Consider the following 16,878-nt stretch of genomic DNA (forward strand, 5'->3'; position numbering starts at 1 on the left):
CGTAACGACTCCAGTCGAAGTAACGGGTAGCAAAAACGTGTAGAAAAGATGAATAAAAAACGTCACGGATGCGTTATAAAAGCGCTTCTACCTCAGCCGCATTGCAGTTTGGGTGCGCACAAGTGGGTAGTTGCGCAACCGCATTGATTAGCGAGCGCGTTGTCGGGTGACGGGGTGTGCGCCATAGCGCTTCCGTTGGGCGGTCTTCAACTATCTTGCCGTCATCCATGACCAGCGTGCGTTGGCACAGTTTGGTGACCACCGATAAATCATGGGACACCATCAGCAGTCCGGTGCCACTTTCATCACAAAGCTGCTTGAGCACGCTAATCACCTGCGCGCGAACCGGTAGATCCAGGCCGCTAAGTGGCTCATCGGCCAATAAAAAGTGCGGGCGTGTGGCTATCGCGCGAGCAATGGCGACCCGTTGGGCTTGGCCGCCGGAGAGTTCATGAGGCAGGCGCTCCAAAAACTGGGTATCCAAGCCGACTTGCTCCAATGCTTCTCGGGCGCGTTCTCCAGGGTCGCAATCAACGTTTAGGCGTATCAATGGCTCGGCCACTAGTGCACGAACATTCATACGAGGGTCAAGGGAGGCACCGGGGTCTTGGGGAATATACTGAACAGCCCGACGGTACCATCTAAGCTTGGCCGTGGAGGCGGGACGTACCGTTTTATGCAGACAAGTAATCGAACCAGTATCGGGCGCTTCAATCGCTAACAGCGAGCGCAGTAATGTCGTTTTCCCCGACCCTGACAAGCCGACTAGTCCGACACGTTCACCCGGATAAAGCCTCAGGTTGATGTTATTCATGACTTGTTTGCGTTCACCCGCCCGCCAGAAAACAGCGCGGGGTAACGAGACGCTTTTATAGAGCCCGTTTGCTGAGAGGAAAGCTTCCTGGCACTTGAAAAGTGGATGGCTCTGCATTTAGGCACTCTTCAAATAGTCAGTTGGGACTACTTCAGGCGGTTGCACATTATGCGCCGCCGCTACTAGCGCTTGAGTGAAGGGGTGCTGCGGGGAGGTGATTAGGGTATCTAGCTCACCGCTTTCGATCATCGTGCCCCGTTCAATAATGACTGCCCGCTGGCATAGCTGTGCTGCCGCGTGTAGATCATGAGTAATGAATAGCAGCGCAGATGCTGAGCTGTCGGTATGTTGATGTAAGGCGCGCAGCACCTGGGCTTGAGTGACGACGTCCAACGCAGTCGTAGGTTCATCGGCAACCATTAGCGACGTTTTACAAGCCATTGCTAACGCAATGCATACCCGCTGACGCTGTCCACCAGAAAGCTCTGCTGGGGTACGCTTGATTAACCGTTGAGGGTCTGGAAGGTCCAGTGACGCGAGTAGTGCCACTGTGGCGTCATTCGCGGCAGAGCGCGATAGGCCATGGTGGCGCAAAAAGGGTTCTCGCAGCTGGGAGCCGATAGAAACTAAGGGATTAAGTGCCGAGAGCGAATCCTGAAACACCATCGACACCCGTGAGTTTTTCGGCCGCTGTGTGGCAGGGGTTGCAATCGCCTCTTGGCCTTGAATACGTATGCTTCCCTGAGTTCTAGCATTGGGTGGCAGCAAGCCGAGCACTGCTTTAGCTGTGAACGATTTGCCTGAGCCAGAGGCGCCCAAGAGGCAAACACGCTCGCCGGGCATGACATCAAACGAGAGTCCATCAACAACCTGTAGCTGGCCGATTTTGATGCGCAGATCACGCACGGATAACACTGGGTCGCTGCACATTGACACCATCGTTTGCTATACCGCTCAATAAGATATTTTAGTTATGATATAACATTGGCTGGATGGGCATCAATCTATGCGTTAAGTCTGCGTCTAAAAAGCGTATTTATGTGGTTAACAAAGGTCGTCAAAACAGTTTGTTAAAACAGTTTTTAAAAACAGATTTTCAAAATACAGGGCTAAAATGAAGGGAAGGGTGTACCCATAAAAAAAGCGCTGATTAGCTCAGCGCTTTTGTTTCTTCAGGTTAGTAAAACAATAACTTACTTGGTAGCAGTAGATAGTGTTTGTGTTTGTCCCTCTTTGCCTTCACCGAAGTCATCAGCATGCTCATCAACAGCAAAGGTAGCGCGGCTTAATCGGTGTACACGCTTCATGAAGAGTGCAATGCATACCAGCGTACCCAGAGCTGCCACGATATAGCTCGTTTGCAGTGGCAAGCCAAAGCCAATCGGTGCGTAGGCTAAATAGGTAAAAGTCGCCATGGTCATAAAGACGGCTGGGATCGACGTGATCAGATAAGGTTTACGCGACAACACGAGGTACATGGTGCCAACCCACAGCGCAATCACCGCCGTGGTTTGGTTGGCCCAGGAGAAGTAGCGCCATAGCAGTGTGAAGTCCATGTGGGTAAGCGCGTAAGAAGCAACAAACAGTGGCAGGGCGATCAAAATGCGCTTAATAATTGGTTTCTGCTCAACCTTTAGATAGTCAGCAATAATCATCCGTGCACTGCGAAAGGCGGTATCGCCTGAGGTAATAGGCAGCACAATAACGCCTAGCACAGCCAACGTTCCGCCTACTGCACCAAGCATGGAAATAGACACTTCGCTCACTACCGCGGCAGGGCCGCCAGCCGCTAACACAGCAGACAGCGATTGTTCACCCTGGAATAGGCTCATGGCGGCGGCGGCCCAGATCATCGCAATCACGCCCTCTGCAATCATCATCCCGTAAAAGATTCGACGGCCATTGGTTTCGTTTTGCGTAGTGCGCGAAATGATAGGGGTTTGCGTGGCATGGAAGCCTGATAGAGCACCGCAGGAGATCGTTAAGAACAGCAGCGGAAAAATGGGCGCGCCTTCCGGATGCATGTTCTGGAAAGAGAGTTCTGGAATCGGTGCGCCGGTAACAACCAAACCGATGCCAATGCCTGCTGCGCTGAAAAGCAGCAAAGCACCAAAGTAAGGGTAGATACGCCCAATGACTTTATCAATCGGCAGCAGCGTAGCAACCAGATAGTAGGCAAAAATCGCTACAATAATCAGCGTTAGAGAGAGCGACGTCATATTAGAAAGTAGCGCTGCAGGCGAGGTTACAAAGACCGTGCCCACTAGTAACAACAGCAAAATTGCAAAGCCGTTGACCACATGCTTCATGGTTTTACCGAGAAACTTCCCCGCCAATTGAGGCAAATGAGCCCCGTGATTGCGAATCGAGATCATACCGGTGAGGTAATCATGTACGGCACCCGCGAAGATGCAACCAATCACAATCCATATGAAGGCCACCGGGCCATAAAGCGCCCCTAAAATGGGGCCAAAAATTGGGCCGACACCGGCAATGTTAAGCAATTGAATAAGTGAGTTGCGCGTGGTGTTCATCGGCACATAGTCAATATTGTCACGCATACTAAACGCCGGTGTTTGACGCTTGCGGTCAGTAACAAACACGCGCTCAACAAACTTGCCGTAGGTGAAGTAGCCCACGACTAGAAGCAGTATCGATACAATGAAGGTGATCATTTAGGGCACTCAGTATCAAGGGAATTAAGATGGTTGTGCATGCTAGTGAGTTACTTGTTAGCACGCTTATTTGGCCGGGCTGAATGTACCGACTCATCAGGAGAATCGCTTTAAGACTTTAGTTGCCTATGGTGCTAGCGAGAGCAACCAACAACATAAGGCTTCATCAACACAAGAAATCATCAACACAAAAAAGGGCAGCGCTACGCTGCCCGATAAGTCGTCACAATGATGAGTTTTAAACGTTACGATTCAACGACGCCGCAGGCCATGCGCGCACCGCCGCCGCCTAAGTGGGGATCATCTGAATAAGTATCGCCGCCAGCGTGAATCATCAGGCTTCGTCCTGGCATATCTTCCATGCTCAAGCGCGGTGCCAACACGGGAAGGTTAGCTTCACCATCTTCATTCACTGTGAGAACCGGTAGGTCACCCAGATGACCGTCGCCGTAAGGACCTTGGTGGGTGTCGGACTCTTCTGGGTCGTAGTGACCACCAGCAGACAGCGCTGCTGTCATTTCGCCGCTATCGTTTTCAGCAGGCTCGCAACTGGCATTTTGGTGGACATGAAAGCCGTATACACCGGGCTCTAGGTCAGTTAACGACGGCGTAAGCAACACGCCGTGCTCAGTATGCTCAATAGCGACAGTCCCAATAGACTGTTCAATTCCTTCAGCGCTGACCTTGTGCATTTCAACGTCGAGCGTCTCATTGGCCTGAGCGGTGGTTGCCAGCAATAGCCCCGCGGCAATACCTGTTAGCGGTAGTGAATAACGCATAGTGCATTCTCCTTTCCTTATCCATGGAAGCTCGTAAGACGAGTTGCCACTTTAAGGTAGCTTCCTGGAAGCAACTCTGCCAATGGATTGGGTATTGGGGCTATTCGCTTTCTTGATGCCGCTAGTAGCGGATGACATTGAACCGTTAAGCCGCGACAATAGCGCGCTGCTTCAAATCACTGCGATTTGTTATCTCAATTGCCGCTATCGGGGAGTGCCATGTTGCCATTGAACATCCTTTATCAGGATGAGCACCTTGTTGCAGTGCATAAGCCGTCTGGGTTACTGGTGCACCGCTCGGCGCTGGCGCGTGGAGAAACAGAGTTTTTGCTTCAACGTCTGCGCGACCAAATTGGCAAACGGGTGTATCCAGTGCATCGGTTAGATAGACCTACCTCTGGAGTGATGGTGTTTGGCTTATCATCCGAGGCGGCAGCCTTGTTAAGTGAAGCCTTCAGCGAGCGGCAGGGAGAAAAACGCTATCTGGCGGTAGTAAGGGGCAAGGCGCCGGAGCAAGAGCGCCTTGATTACCCGTTACGGGAAGAAGATGGTACGCGGCCCAAGGCCGAGATGCCTGCTATGCCCGCGATGACCGATATTCGCCGCCTGGATAGTGTTGAACTGCCTGTACAGGTAGACCGCTATCCGGTGGCGCGCTATTCGCTAGTGGAAGCGCGGCCCATGACCGGGAGGCGACATCAGATACGTCGCCACCTTTCTCGGCGTGGTTATCCGGTTATTGGCGATGCCAAACACGGAAAAAGTGTCCACAACCGCTTTTTTGCGGATCAGCTTAATGCTCCCCGTCTGCTGCTGGCTGCCACCTATTTGGCGTTTGATCACCCGTTGATCGATAAGCGTATCCAGCTAAGCTGCGCACTCGACGAGACCATGAGAAGCCTGTTCGAGCAGTTCGGCTGGGTTGGGCATCTGCCGCTAGACAGCGTGCGAACCCCACCCATTGCCACGCCCACAGTGCTTCAGCGGTAGCTGGTACGAATCGAGCCATGTTTTTATTAGAGAGACCCTGCCATGTCTTCGGATTACGACTTTCGCTTTGGTGGCATTCGTCGCCTGTATGGCCAGCGTGCCGCTGAGGCGTTTCGCCATGCCCATGTTGTGGTAGTGGGTGTGGGCGGTGTGGGCAGTTGGACAGTGGAAGCCCTGGCGCGCTCTGGTATTGGCAAGCTGACGCTGATTGATCTGGATGATGTGTGCGTGTCCAATGTGAATCGCCAGCTCCACGCGCTAGACGGTACTATTGGTCAGCCCAAGGTGGCGGTGTTGGCTGAGCGCTGTCGTTTGATTGCCCCGGAGATTGAGATTGTGGCTGACACCGCTTTTGTCACACCCTCCAACTTGGCCGAGCGTATTCCCGATGATGCCGATCATGTGGTCGATGCCATTGACAGCGTCATCGCTAAGGCAGCGCTAATCGCCTGGTGCAAACGACGTAAACTACCGATTACCGTGACGGGAGCTGCCGGCGGGCAGACAGATCCTACCCGCATTCAGGTGGCAGATTTAACGCGCACTGAACACGACCCGCTACTTTCCAAGGTGCGCTCGCGGCTGCGCAGGGATTACGGTTTTTCCCGTAATCCAAAGCGGCGCTTTTCCGTTGAGTGTGTCTATTCTGATGAGCAGTTAGTGTATCCCAGCGCTGATGGTGAAGTTTGCCTGCAAAAGCCCGGCAACGGTGACGCGACCCGTTTAGACTGCGCCTCAGGCTTTGGCGCCGCCACCTTTGTCACTGGTACGTTTGGTTTTGTCGCTGCCTCAAAAGTGCTTGAACGGTTGGCTAAAAAAGCCGCTAAGCCCATGCCATCAACGACCCATCAAGAGGAAAGTGAATGACTGCGCCTGTTCCTGGTATATATCGCCACTATAAAGGCAGCCTTTACGAAGTGCTGGGCACCGCTCAGCACAGTGAAACTGAAGAGGTGCTGGTAGTTTACCGTGCGCTTTATGGCGACTACGGCCTGTGGGGGCGCCCGCTTACAATGTTCACTGAAAGCGTTAACAAAGACAGCCAACCACAGCCGCGCTTTGCGTTAGAAAAAGTGTTTAATTAATCCGGCGTTCCCCAATAGCGACAACACTCAATAGCGTTACGTTTCTCCCTTCGGTATTTATGCGCCACCCGGGGCTTTTCTCAACAAAGCCCCGGGTGTTTTTGTAGTGCGCTATTGCTTATATTCCAAAATAAGCTATGTTTATAACATTATTTCAATGGCATGTTATGCCTGCACTGCTGCTTAAAACGGCAGTGAGAAACGCTAGGAGAGATGCATGCAAACACAACCGTTAGAGAAGGGCGTCGATATTACTTCGCAGCTCACGGTAGAAGGGCTCGAGCAAGTAAAAGAACAGGGCTTTAAAACGGTGATCTGTAACTGCAAGCCGGGTGAAAGCGCTGAGTTTCCAGGTGAAGATGCTTATCGCCGCAAAGCAGCGGAAATCGGACTTCACTGGGTGCACATCCCTGTGACCCCCGGCGAGTATAGCCAAGCGGATGTAGCCGCTTTCGCTGAGGCGTTGCAGCAGCTACCCCGGCCCATTTTGGCGTTCTGCCGGTCAGGTAAGCGCGCTACCCATCTTTGGGCTTACGCCAAGCGCCACACTGAGAAGTGCGATCTGGCGGAACTGTTTTCCGCTGCAAAAGCAGCCGGTTTTGATTTGGAAGAACACCGTCATGGGCTCGAAAATCAGACAGCGTAAGCGGGCGATGTGATTCGTCGTGGTCAGTGTTATTACCAGAACGAGTATGCCCCATGATCATAGAGCGTTGGGTGCCTTTGATTGGCTGGCTGCAGCGCTATAACCAGGCTTTGTTATTTAAAGATGCGCTGGCAGCCGTTATCGTCACGCTAATGTTGGTGCCCCAGGCGCTGGCCTATGCCTTGCTGGCTGGGTTGCCGCCAGAGATGGGCCTGTATGCCAGTATGCTACCGCTGGTGCTTTACGCCATCTTTGGTACCAGTGCCAGCTTGGCGGTAGGGCCGGTAGCCGTGGCAGCGTTAATGACGGCGTCGGCTTTAAGCAGCTTTGCCATTCCAGGCAGCCCTGAATATATTGGCGCTGCATTGGTGTTGGCTGCGCTTTCAGGATTGATGTTGATCGCCATGGGCGTTCTGCGGCTGGGCTTTTTAGTCAACTTCTTAAGCCATCCGGTTATTTCTGGGTTTATCACTGCGTCGGGTATCTTGATCGCCATTAGTCAGTTCAAGCATATTCTAGGCGTGGAGGCCACGGGACATAATGTTATTGAGCTGCTGGGCGCACTGTTCAGTCAGTGGCAGCAGGGCAATCTCATCACGCTGCTGATTGGTTTAGGGGTGTGGGGCTATCTGCTGATTTGCCGCAAGCGGTTACACACATGGCTGATGGCTATAGGCGTCTCAGCCAGCGCTTCAGGGTTGATGGTTAAAGCCGCGCCGATTTCGGCAGTGATCGTCACCACACTACTAGCTTGGCAGCTTAATCTAGATCAGCGCGGTGTGGGGCTGGTCGGCTTTGTGCCTAGCGGCTTCCCCGCCATTGCGCTGCCTAGCCTAGATCAGTCGTTGTGGCTTGGCCTATTGCCTGCGGCCTTACTGATCAGCTTGGTAGGCTTTGTGGAGTCGGTATCCGTGGCGCAAACGCTGGCCGCTAAGCGCCGCCAGCGTATCGATCCTAATCAAGAGCTTATTGCCCTGGGAATGGCCAATTTTGGTGCTGGCATCAGCGGCGGGTCGCCGGTGTCAGGTGGGTTTTCACGCTCGGTAGTGAACTTTGAAGCGGGCGCGGCAACACCGTTAGCCGGGGCATTTACCGCCTTGGGTATCGTGCTTGCAACGTTGTTGCTCACTGGTCTGCTGGCATTCCTGCCGACGGCGACATTGGCCGCTACCATTATCGTCGCCGTGGGCACATTGATTGATCTGCCTGCAGTAAAGCGCACTTGGCAATACTCCCGCAGCGACGGCGTGGCAATGGTGGCGACCTTACTACTGACCCTGCTGCACAGTGTCGAGGTCGGTATTATCAGCGGCGTTGTGCTTTCGTTAGGGCTACATCTTTACCGCACCAGCCAGCCCCACAGTGCCGTGGTGGGCCGGGTGCCGGGCACCGAGCACTTCCGCAACGTGAAGCGCCATGACGTTGAAACCGATGAACACGTGGCCATGTTGCGCATTGATGAAAGCCTTTACTTTGCTAACGCTCGCTACTTAGAAGATACCGTGATGGCGCTGGCTGCTCGTTCGCCCTCGTTAAAGCATATTGTACTGACCTGCCAAGCGGTGAATGTGATTGATGCGTCCGCGCTTGAAAGCCTAGAAGCCATTAACGGACGGTTAAAAGATGCTGGCGCGATGCTTCATTTGGCAGAGGTGAAAGGCCCTGTGATGGATCGCTTAACGAATACGGCGCTTTACCGTGAGCTAACGGGGCGGGGGTTTTTTACCACCTTTGAGGCTTGGCAGGCGCTGGCTCTGTCCACGCAGAAGGAGACGCCACAGCCTTGTTCTTAACGGCTACCGTTAATTGGGTAAGACGACTAATTGGAGAAAACGACGTGAACACGTTAGCTTAGCCGCTAACGTATGTTGACTCTCGTTTTTTTGACTCTCCAGGGACCGGCCATGACCTCACTATCACCGCAGCAGACGCTGAAGACAGTATTCGGATTTGATGATTTCCGCGGCGGCCAGCAGGCGGTGGTGTCTAGAGTGTTGGATGGGCACTCTACCGCAGCGATTTTTGCCACGGGGGCAGGGAAGTCGCTCTGCTATCAGCTGCCTGCACTTCATCTTCCGCACCTGACGCTGGTGGTATCGCCGCTGCTGGCGCTGATGCAGGATCAACTCGCTTTTCTGGCACGCCATGGTGTTGCAGCGGCCAGCATTGATTCCACCCAAGATCGCGCTACGACCCGTGATGTGATGGAGCGCGCCAAAAACGGTGAGCTGAAAATCCTCATGGTGTCGGTGGAGCGGCTTAAGAACGAGCGTTTTCGGCACTTTCTACGCCAAGTACAGATATCGCTGCTAGTGGTTGATGAAGCACACTGCCTCTCTGAGTGGGGACATAACTTCCGCCCGGATTACCTCAAACTGCCGGATTATCAGCGCGATTTCGCCATTCCCCAGGTACTGCTACTGACTGCCACGGCCACGCCAGCGGTTATCGCGGATATGCGTGAGAAGTTTTCCATCGTTCCGAAAAATGTCATTACCACCGGCTTTTACCGCGCTAACTTAGAGCTTCTGGTGGCGCCCGCGATGGAAAATCGTCAGCAGCAGCTGATTGATTGGCTTAAACCGCAAATGCCGCCTGGCAACGAAGCGCCCACGATTATTTACGTCACCTTGCAGCAAACCGCCGAGCAGGTGGCAAACGCGCTAGCGGCCCATGGGATTGCCGCCCAGGCCTACCATGCGGGGTTGGATTCAGTCCGCCGTGACGAGATCCAGCGCCAGTTTATGAGCGGCGAGTCGCCCTGCATTGTGGCTACCATTGCCTTTGGTATGGGGATTGATAAAGGCAATATCCGCAACGTCGTGCACTTTGATCTCCCCAAATCGATTGAGAATTACAGCCAGGAAATTGGCCGAGCGGGTCGCGACGGGTTGCCTTCGACTTGCTTGACGATCGCTGGGCGCGATGGACTGAGGGTGCTGGAGAACTTCGTTTACGGCGACACGCCTGAATACGTGGGTATTCTGCGCTTACTGGAAGAAATTTCATCAGCCGGCCAAGCGCAAGATCGTCAGTGGGAAGTGCTGCTCAACACACTTTCCCGAGATACTAATATCCGTTTGCTGCCGCTAAAAACGTTGCTGGTGCGGCTGGAAATGCACGGCATTATTGCGCCGCGCTTTGCGTTCTTAGCCGAGTATCGGCTGCGCTACCACATTGAGCCTACTGCCTTAGTAGGGCGTTTTGAAGGAGAGCGGGCGGCCTTTGTTCGCCTATTGATTGACAATATTGCTATTGCCCGGACCTGGGGAACGGTAGATTTTGAGCGGTTGCATCAGGCTGGGCAAGCGCAGCAGATTGATGCTTCCCGGGCTCGCGTGATAACCGCACTTGAGTACTTTCAGGATAAAGGCTGGCTGACCCTGGAAGGCAAACGCATGACCGACGTGTATGAAATTTGTCAGCCGGGATTTTCGGTCGAGGCGCTGGCGAGCCAGTTGTTTAATGAGTGCTTACATCGAGAGCAAATCGAAATTGAACGGTTGCACTCCATGCTGGCACTGTTTGAGTCGGAAAGCTGCCTGACTCGGCGATTGGCTGAGCATTTTGGGGATACCACCTTCGATGGGCCATTTGATACCGAGCAGGGGCGCTGTGGCCACTGCTCGGTATGCTACGGCAACCCAGTTCGGTTGCCGGATGCCCCGCCGTTAACCACACTGTCTGATAATGATTTTATCCGCTATGCCACACCGCTGATTGAACGCCACACCGAAAAGCTCGGCCAGCCACCTAATGCTCAGCGGCTGGCGCATTTTCTGTGTGGCTTAACCATGCCGGTCTTTACGCCACTCAAAGCCCGCGGCCTTAACGGCTTTGCGGTCTTTGAGCAGCGTGCCTATCCTGAGGTGCGACAGTGGGCAGAGCGCTATTTGGCCAGTTTAGGCGGCGACACCTTACTCCCAAGCGGGGAAAGGATCGGGTAGCTGCTTCCAGGCTTCCATGCCTTCCAGCAGCTCCGCTTCGCTTAGCAAGCAGGCGTCCAGCGCTTCGCGCATGTTGTCTTGGTCTAAGTTCTGGCCGATAAACACCAGCTCCTGGCGCATGTCGCCAAACGGCTCCTGCCCCTTTTCCATAATGAACTGGCGAGTTTCAGGATCTTCCGGCCAGTTAGCTTCTGGGATAGCTTTCCAGAACACGCCCGCTGGGCCGTGATGAGCAATACCACCTGCTTGGCTCCATTGGCCTGCGAAGCGTGGCCGAGTAGCAAGCCAAAAAAAGCCTTTCGAGCGCAGCAGCCCCTCACCAAACCACTCCTGATTCAATAGGTCGTGGAATTTTTGCGGGTGGAAGGGGCGGCGAGCGTGGTAGGCAAAGCTGCCGATACCGTACTCCTCCGTTTCCGGCACATGCTCGCCGCGCATCTCTTTTAGCCAGCCGGGGGCTTGCTGGGCGCGCTCGAAATTGAACTTGCCTGTATTAAGCACTTTCTCTAGCGGCACGCTGCCTTGGGTAATGGGCACCAGCTCAGCATCAGGGTTCAGTGAATGCAGAATCGCCTTCAACGCCTCGAGCTCTTTTTTATTGATGAGATCCGTTTTACTGATCAGCAGCACATCACAAAACTCGATCTGGTCGACCAGCAGGTCAGCGACATTACGCTCGTCGTCTTCACCCAAGCTTTCGCCGGCTTCAGCGAGACTCTGCGCTTCGCGGTACTGGGCAAGAAAATTGGCACCATCGACCACGGTTACCAGCGTATCCAATCGTGCAACGTGGGAAAGGCTTTGGCCGCTTTCATCTTCAAAGGTGAAGGTTTCTGCCACCGGTAGCGGTTCGGAAATGCCGGTGGACTCAATTACCAGATAATCGAACTTGCCTTCCCTGGCCAGTTGGCTCACTTCTTCTAGTAAGTCTTCACGCAGCGTGCAGCAAATGCAGCCGTTGCTCATTTCTACCAAACGCTCTTCAGAGCGGTTTAGCGCCACCTCGCCATCTAACGTTGATTCGCCAGGGCCGCCGCGCACTAATGCACCATCGATATTGACCTCGCTCATATCGTTGACGATTACCGCAACACGGCGACCTTCGCGGTTAGCCAAAATATGATTGAGTACGGTAGTTTTACCGGCACCCAGAAAACCCGAGAGCACGGTCACGGGCAGGGGAGAGAACGCGGTCATTGCTAGCACCTCTAAGCGGGTTTTTATAAACGGCTTTATGTTATGTGATAATATAACACTTTGTCGGCAGTTAAAAAGACCCGGTTAGAAAATGGCAACCTATGAATTTTCGGTGCGAATGAGGATTAGCGCTTATATTGCGTTGGGCAGTAGCCCCGTAAAACATCCGGCGATCGCAAAGCCGTATGTTTAGTCGCCCGACCTGTAACGCGTTTACGCCATAACCGAAACGAGGCAGGCTTAAGCTGGTGGCGCATTACTTCGATGACTTCTGGCTCGCTCAAGTCAAACAGAGTGTCGATCGCTTCAAACGGGGTGCGATCTTCCCAGGCCATTTCAATGACGCGGGATTGTTCTTCTTCGGATAAGCGACGAAAGCGTTTCACGGCAGGTTTAGGCATCAGACACCTTATGAGTTGATGAGGTGAGCAAATAACAAGGTGACATTAACTATACCAGTGTTAGACGGAGCGTTGCTCACTGTACTGATATTCTGGAGAGATGTGTAGATGTGTAGATGTGTAGATGTGTAGATGTGTAGATGTGTAGATGTGTAGATGTGTAGATGTGTAGATGTGTTGGGTAAGCTACTTTATTGCTAACAGCGCGCGAAAAAGGCCATTCATCAATACGGGTTCGTCGCGGCGGATGTTGAAGCCTGCTTGTTGAAGCAGTGGTGTCGCCTGGCGGGTGATGTCGGTCGCGATCAATGAAGTAATGACGTTCAGTGCTCGCCGACTTGGACCAGCAATGTGGGTGTCGGGTTGAAATTTATCCATAACACAGAGCTGCCCGTCATTTTTCAGTACCCGGTGCGCTTCGGCTAGTCCCTGTTCCGGATTGGGCATCACCGCCAAAATAAGATGCATCACAACGACGTCAAAATGCTCATCTGGGTAGTCCAGTGCAGCAGCATCCATCACACGACATACCACGTCACGTTGCGCATGTTCCGCTCGCTCACGGGCGCGCGTCACCATGGCGGGAGTAAGATCGGTCAAATGAATTTCTAATTCGCGGGGTAAATAAGGCAGGTCTAAGCCAGTGCCAGCACCTACCAGCAGCACGCGCATGCGGGGTTCCCAGTCGACTTGGCTAAGTGCACTCCTGCGGGGTTTACGAAACGCTTTAGTCGCCACCAGATCATACATTGGCGCGTAAATGCTGTAGCGCAATCGGTTCCAGGCGGTGGTATTTACCATAGGGTCTACCTCGAATAGGCGGTCTTGCGCGCTTAATAAGTCGTGTTTAACGTCTGCGAAGGGCTTTCGCCAAACTGCTGCTTATAATCATGAGCAAATTGCCCCAAATGCCAAAAGCCCCAGTAGGTGGCAATTTCAGTTACCGTCTGGTGGGGCTCGGCACTGCGCAGGGCGCGGCGCACTCGGTTAAGCCGCGTTAAACGTAAAAACTGCAGCGGGCTAATACCTAGGATAGTCGTAAAACTGTATTGCAGCGTACGCCTGCTGACATGAGTCAGTTCGCATAGTGTCTCCATCGTCACCGGACCTTCCAGGTGTTCATCAACATAGCGCTTCACCCGGTCAACCACTGCTTTTCGATGGGTATAGCTGGGTGGCAATTCATGGCTTGTTTGGTTGGCTTTTAGTAGCTCCAGTAAGCCCGTTAGCAAAATATCTTGATGCACGTTTTCGGCGATGGCGCCCTGCTGATTTGAGAGTAAGCGTTCAAGCAAAAACGACACAGCATGCAGTGTTTCAGGCGCAACCCGGCGTCGGGGTGACGCGTGCCACTCATTATCAAGTATTACACCTTGTCGCTGGGCGCCAGCCTGTAATAACGGCATACGTATCACCAGTCCATAAATATCAAATGCCTCTGGTGTTACCAGCTCAAAATCGCGACCGCCGGGGTGGCACATCACCTCATGCTCTTCCAACGCCTGTCCATTGATTCGTGACCCTGGTGCCTGGGTGGGGATTCCCAGCCATAGGGAGTCAGCCCACACTCGGCAGTCTTGGCGCAGCGCTTGCCCTGTATGTTCTTTAAACACCTGCATGGCGGGTAACTCAATTTCATCTAGTCGCCCGTAAAATCGCCCTGGACTCAGTTGGTCGTATTGCTGCTGCCAGCGGGTCAGGTTTTGAGCATGTTCGTCGGCATCAAACGCCTCTTGCATGCACTTTTTTGGTGCAATGTCTTGGCTTGTCAACGTCATGAGAAACTCCTGTGAACGTGATTAAAGCGCTATCACGTTGCTTGCTTGTTTCTAATTTATTGTATTTGTTTGAATTTTTATCAGTATGACAGGTTTGCCAAAACTCGATACTCCCCATTAAGTGATAGCGCTATTGTGGAAACAAGCAAATTTTGTTCCTCAACGCGCATTCGGCGACGTTGTTTTAGAGATAGTCAGCTTTTAAATATAAAAAAGGAAGGTCCCATGGCGCAGACCTATCAAACGACAGTGGGAAGCCGCCGTTATCGCTTTAATGGCTTGGCGGAATTAATGGCCAAGGCCACGCCGCCACGTTCCGGTGACCGCTTGGCAGGTGTCATTGCGGAAACAGCAGAAGAGCGGGTAGTGGCGCAAATGGTCCTGGCGGAGCTGCCGCTTACCACGTTTTTGAATGATGTACTGATTCCCTACGAGCAAGATGAAATTACCCGCTTAATCATCGACGAGCACGATGCTGATGCATTTGCGCCGCTGAAGCATTTGACCGTGGGGGACTTTCGTAACTGGCTGCTGTCCGACTACGCCACCAGTGATGTGTTGGCTGCGGCCCGCCTCGGCATTACCCCTGAAATGGCCGCCGCTGTTAGCAAGTTGATGCGCAATCAAGATTTGATGCTGGTCGCCAAGAAATGTCAGGTGACGACCGCGTTTCGCAATACTATTGGACTGCCAGGCCGGTTATCCACACGGTTGCAGCCCAATCATCCCACCGATGACGTGACCGGGATTGCTGCCAGTATTCTGGATGGCCTGCTGTATGGCAGGGGCGACGCAGTCATTGGCATCAATCCTGCCACCGATAACGTCGCCCAAAGTATCAAGCTGATGCGCCTGATGGATGACGTCATCCAGAAATACGAAATTCCCACCCAATCCTGCGTGCTCACCCATGTCACCAACACGCTAGAAGCGATCGAGCAGGGCGCGCCTGTAGATCTCGTCTTTCAATCCATTGGCGGTACCGAAGCTACCAACCGCAGTTTTGGTTTTGATTTGAGTACGCTGGCGGAAGCCGAAGCGGCCGCTCAGACGCTGAACCGCGGTACGGTCGGACGCAATGTGATGTATTTCGAAACCGGCCAAGGTAGTTCGCTTTCCGCTGACGCCCATCATGGCCTGGACCAGCAAACCTGTGAAGCCCGTGCCTATGCCGTGGCACGTAAGTTCAACCCGTTGTTGGTGAATACGGTGGTGGGATTTATCGGCCCCGAGTATCTGTACGACGGCAAAGAAATTACCCGAGCGGGGCTGGAGGATCATTTCTGCGGCAAATTGTTAGGCGTGCCCATGGGCTGCGACGGGTGCTACACCAATCACGCTGAAGCCGATCAAAATGATATGGACAACCTGCTAACGCTATTAGGCGTGGCGGGCTGTAGCTTTGTGATGGGTATCCCTGGTTCTGATGACATTATGCTCAACTACCAGACCACGTCCTTTCACGATGCTCTGTATGCGCGGCGGGTGCTTGGGTTGAAGGCCGCCCCGGAGTTCGAGCAGTGGCTGGCGAAGATGCAAATCTTCCAAGACGTTTCTTCCTATCGGCTAAACGATCAATTACCGGCCGCTTTCGCCAATAGCCTTCGCCACCTGCCAAAGGAGGCTGCCCGCGATGTCTGATAATGAATCGAAAGAGTCCCCATCTATCGTTATCGCGAACCCATGGGAGCGGCTGAGGGCATTTACCGATGCCCGTATTGGGCTTGGTCGTGCGGGTATTAGCCTGCCTACACATCAGCTATTGGCGTTTCAGCTGGCTCATGCCCAGGCCCAGGACGCCGTTCACTGCCCCCTTGAGTGCGACGCGTTGGCCGATGAGTTAACGACAGCGCTGAACCTGAGCCAGGCGCCTATTCATGTACACAGCCACGCAGTGGACCGGGCCATGTATCTGCAACGCCCTGATTATGGCCGTCGTCTTAACGACGCCTCGCGCGCGAAGTTGCAGCAATGTGCGGAAAGTGGCCAGCGCTTCGATTTGGCGGTGGTCATTGTCGATGGGCTTTCCGCACTGGCGGTGCAGCAGAATAGCGCGCCGTTTCTTACTGCGCTGTATCGCGCCTTTGAACATGATCAGCGGGAGTGGCAGCTCGCGCCGCTAACCATTGTCGAGCAGGGCCGCGTGGCGATTGGTGATGAGGTTGGCGCGCTGCTTAATGCCGATGCCGTGCTGGTGATGATTGGTGAACGCCCAGGCTTAAGTTCCCCCGATAGCCTCGGGCTGTATATGACTTGGGCACCTGAAGTGGGCTTAAAAGATGACCGCCGTAACTGCATTTCGAACGTTCGCCCGGCAGGGCTGAAACCGGAAGAGGGCGCGCGGCGGCTGCTGTTGCTATTAACCGAGGCCCGTCAGCGAAAACTGTCCGGCGTTCAACTTAAAGATCGTAGCGAGGACAACGTATTAGAAGGTGCATCGGGTGGCTCAACACAAAACTTCCTGGTGGCCGATTAACGGGGGCTTGCGTGCTAAGAGCAACCCATTAACAACCTATCAATAACAACACTTATAGAAACGCTCCTAACAACACTCCTAACAACAATA

16 protein-coding genes are annotated in these 16,878 nt (G+C 53.5%); 8 read left to right on the forward strand and 8 right to left on the reverse strand.

Annotated elements, in window-relative coordinates; all coding sequences use genetic code 11:
* Positions 1-73 precede the first annotated feature (73 nt).
* The 4 genes from REH51_RS12005 to sodC form a co-directional block, all read right to left on the reverse strand.
* A complete protein-coding gene (locus REH51_RS12005) occupies positions 74-931 on the reverse strand; it encodes an ABC transporter ATP-binding protein (RefSeq protein WP_009724218.1) in 858 nt (285 codons plus the stop codon).
* A complete protein-coding gene (locus REH51_RS12010) occupies positions 932-1,744 on the reverse strand; it encodes an ABC transporter ATP-binding protein (RefSeq protein ID WP_009724219.1) in 813 nt (270 codons plus the stop codon).
* Between the two features lie 263 nt (positions 1,745-2,007).
* A complete protein-coding gene (locus tag REH51_RS12015) occupies positions 2,008-3,489 on the reverse strand; it encodes a carbon starvation CstA family protein (RefSeq protein WP_009724220.1) in 1,482 nt (493 codons plus the stop codon).
* 245 nt (positions 3,490-3,734) lie between these two features.
* Complete coding sequence (gene sodC / locus REH51_RS12020) at positions 3,735-4,268, reverse strand: superoxide dismutase family protein (protein ID WP_009724221.1); 534 nt, start codon at positions 4,266-4,268, stop codon at positions 3,735-3,737.
* A 219-nt stretch (positions 4,269-4,487) separates the two neighbouring features.
* On the opposite strand from sodC, the gene REH51_RS12025 reads away from it, so the two are divergent.
* The 6 genes from REH51_RS12025 to REH51_RS12050 all read left to right on the forward strand — a co-directional run bounded on the left by REH51_RS12025 (position 4,488) and on the right by REH51_RS12050 (position 10,936).
* The gene (locus REH51_RS12025; RefSeq protein ID WP_498935857.1) at positions 4,488-5,258 is read left to right on the forward strand and encodes a pseudouridine synthase; all 771 of its coding nucleotides are present in this window, start codon (positions 4,488-4,490) and stop codon (positions 5,256-5,258) included.
* A gap of 42 nt (positions 5,259-5,300) precedes the next feature.
* Positions 5,301-6,125: a tRNA cyclic N6-threonylcarbamoyladenosine(37) synthase TcdA gene (gene tcdA, locus REH51_RS12030; protein ID WP_009724223.1), complete on the forward strand. Its 825-nt coding sequence runs from the start codon at positions 5,301-5,303 to the stop codon at positions 6,123-6,125.
* Positions 6,122-6,343: a DUF1653 domain-containing protein gene (locus tag REH51_RS12035; protein ID WP_498935859.1), complete on the forward strand. Its 222-nt coding sequence runs from the start codon at positions 6,122-6,124 to the stop codon at positions 6,341-6,343. The genes tcdA and REH51_RS12035 overlap by 4 nt, the downstream gene beginning before the upstream one ends.
* Before the next feature lie 217 nt (positions 6,344-6,560).
* Positions 6,561-6,989, forward strand: a complete 429-nt coding sequence (locus tag REH51_RS12040) for a protein tyrosine phosphatase family protein (RefSeq protein ID WP_009724225.1) — start codon at positions 6,561-6,563, stop codon at positions 6,987-6,989.
* Positions 6,990-7,042: 53 nt separating this feature from the next.
* Positions 7,043-8,782, forward strand: a complete 1,740-nt coding sequence (locus REH51_RS12045) for a SulP family inorganic anion transporter (protein WP_498935861.1) — start codon at positions 7,043-7,045, stop codon at positions 8,780-8,782.
* Positions 8,783-8,893: 111 nt separating this feature from the next.
* On the forward strand, positions 8,894-10,936 hold the full coding sequence (locus REH51_RS12050) for a RecQ family ATP-dependent DNA helicase (RefSeq protein ID WP_009724227.1): 2,043 nt from the start codon (positions 8,894-8,896) through the stop codon (positions 10,934-10,936).
* On the opposite strand, the gene zigA is transcribed toward REH51_RS12050, so the two are convergent.
* From zigA to REH51_RS12070, 4 genes are all read right to left on the reverse strand, one after another.
* A complete protein-coding gene (gene zigA, locus REH51_RS12055; RefSeq protein ID WP_498935863.1) occupies positions 10,907-12,133 on the reverse strand; it encodes a zinc metallochaperone GTPase ZigA in 1,227 nt (408 codons plus the stop codon). The genes REH51_RS12050 and zigA overlap by 30 nt on opposite strands.
* A gap of 125 nt (positions 12,134-12,258) precedes the next feature.
* Positions 12,259-12,534: a TIGR03643 family protein gene (locus REH51_RS12060; RefSeq protein WP_498935865.1), complete on the reverse strand. Its 276-nt coding sequence runs from the start codon at positions 12,532-12,534 to the stop codon at positions 12,259-12,261.
* A 186-nt stretch (positions 12,535-12,720) separates the two neighbouring features.
* Positions 12,721-13,335: a class I SAM-dependent methyltransferase gene (locus tag REH51_RS12065; protein ID WP_009724230.1), complete on the reverse strand. Its 615-nt coding sequence runs from the start codon at positions 13,333-13,335 to the stop codon at positions 12,721-12,723.
* A gap of 32 nt (positions 13,336-13,367) precedes the next feature.
* Complete coding sequence (locus REH51_RS12070) at positions 13,368-14,312, reverse strand: helix-turn-helix domain-containing protein (RefSeq protein WP_498935867.1); 945 nt, start codon at positions 14,310-14,312, stop codon at positions 13,368-13,370.
* A 225-nt stretch (positions 14,313-14,537) separates the two neighbouring features.
* Between REH51_RS12070 and REH51_RS12075 the strand changes: the two genes are divergently transcribed.
* Positions 14,538-15,953 carry an ethanolamine ammonia-lyase subunit EutB gene (locus tag REH51_RS12075; protein WP_498935869.1) on the forward strand — a complete coding sequence of 472 codons (1,416 nt, stop codon included), beginning with the start codon at positions 14,538-14,540 and terminating at the stop codon, positions 15,951-15,953.
* On the forward strand, positions 15,946-16,788 hold the full coding sequence (gene eutC / locus REH51_RS12080; protein ID WP_009724233.1) for an ethanolamine ammonia-lyase subunit EutC: 843 nt from the start codon (positions 15,946-15,948) through the stop codon (positions 16,786-16,788). The genes REH51_RS12075 and eutC overlap by 8 nt, the downstream gene beginning before the upstream one ends.
* Positions 16,789-16,878 lie beyond the last annotated feature (90 nt).

Source organism: Halomonas bluephagenesis, from assembly GCF_054790765.1.

Excerpts from the sequence above, each read along its gene's own strand:
- REH51_RS12005 (WP_009724218.1), bottom strand. The coding sequence starts at position 931 with ATGCAGAGCCATCCACTTTTCAAGTGCCAGGAAGCTTTCCTCTCAGCA.
- REH51_RS12010 (WP_009724219.1), bottom strand. The coding sequence starts at position 1,744 with ATGTGCAGCGACCCAGTGTTATCCGTGCGTGATCTGCGCATCAAAATC.
- REH51_RS12015 (WP_009724220.1), bottom strand. The coding sequence starts at position 3,489 with ATGATCACCTTCATTGTATCGATACTGCTTCTAGTCGTGGGCTACTTC.
- sodC (WP_009724221.1), bottom strand. The coding sequence starts at position 4,268 with ATGCGTTATTCACTACCGCTAACAGGTATTGCCGCGGGGCTATTGCTG.
- REH51_RS12025 (WP_498935857.1), top strand. The coding sequence starts at position 4,488 with ATGTTGCCATTGAACATCCTTTATCAGGATGAGCACCTTGTTGCAGTG.
- tcdA (WP_009724223.1), top strand. The coding sequence starts at position 5,301 with ATGTCTTCGGATTACGACTTTCGCTTTGGTGGCATTCGTCGCCTGTAT.
- REH51_RS12035 (WP_498935859.1), top strand. The coding sequence starts at position 6,122 with ATGACTGCGCCTGTTCCTGGTATATATCGCCACTATAAAGGCAGCCTT.
- REH51_RS12040 (WP_009724225.1), top strand. The coding sequence starts at position 6,561 with ATGCAAACACAACCGTTAGAGAAGGGCGTCGATATTACTTCGCAGCTC.
- REH51_RS12045 (WP_498935861.1), top strand. The coding sequence starts at position 7,043 with ATGATCATAGAGCGTTGGGTGCCTTTGATTGGCTGGCTGCAGCGCTAT.
- REH51_RS12050 (WP_009724227.1), top strand. The coding sequence starts at position 8,894 with ATGACCTCACTATCACCGCAGCAGACGCTGAAGACAGTATTCGGATTT.
- zigA (WP_498935863.1), bottom strand. The coding sequence starts at position 12,133 with ATGACCGCGTTCTCTCCCCTGCCCGTGACCGTGCTCTCGGGTTTTCTG.
- REH51_RS12060 (WP_498935865.1), bottom strand. The coding sequence starts at position 12,534 with ATGCCTAAACCTGCCGTGAAACGCTTTCGTCGCTTATCCGAAGAAGAA.
- REH51_RS12065 (WP_009724230.1), bottom strand. The coding sequence starts at position 13,335 with ATGGTAAATACCACCGCCTGGAACCGATTGCGCTACAGCATTTACGCG.
- REH51_RS12070 (WP_498935867.1), bottom strand. The coding sequence starts at position 14,312 with ATGACGTTGACAAGCCAAGACATTGCACCAAAAAAGTGCATGCAAGAG.
- REH51_RS12075 (WP_498935869.1), top strand. The coding sequence starts at position 14,538 with ATGGCGCAGACCTATCAAACGACAGTGGGAAGCCGCCGTTATCGCTTT.
- eutC (WP_009724233.1), top strand. The coding sequence starts at position 15,946 with ATGTCTGATAATGAATCGAAAGAGTCCCCATCTATCGTTATCGCGAAC.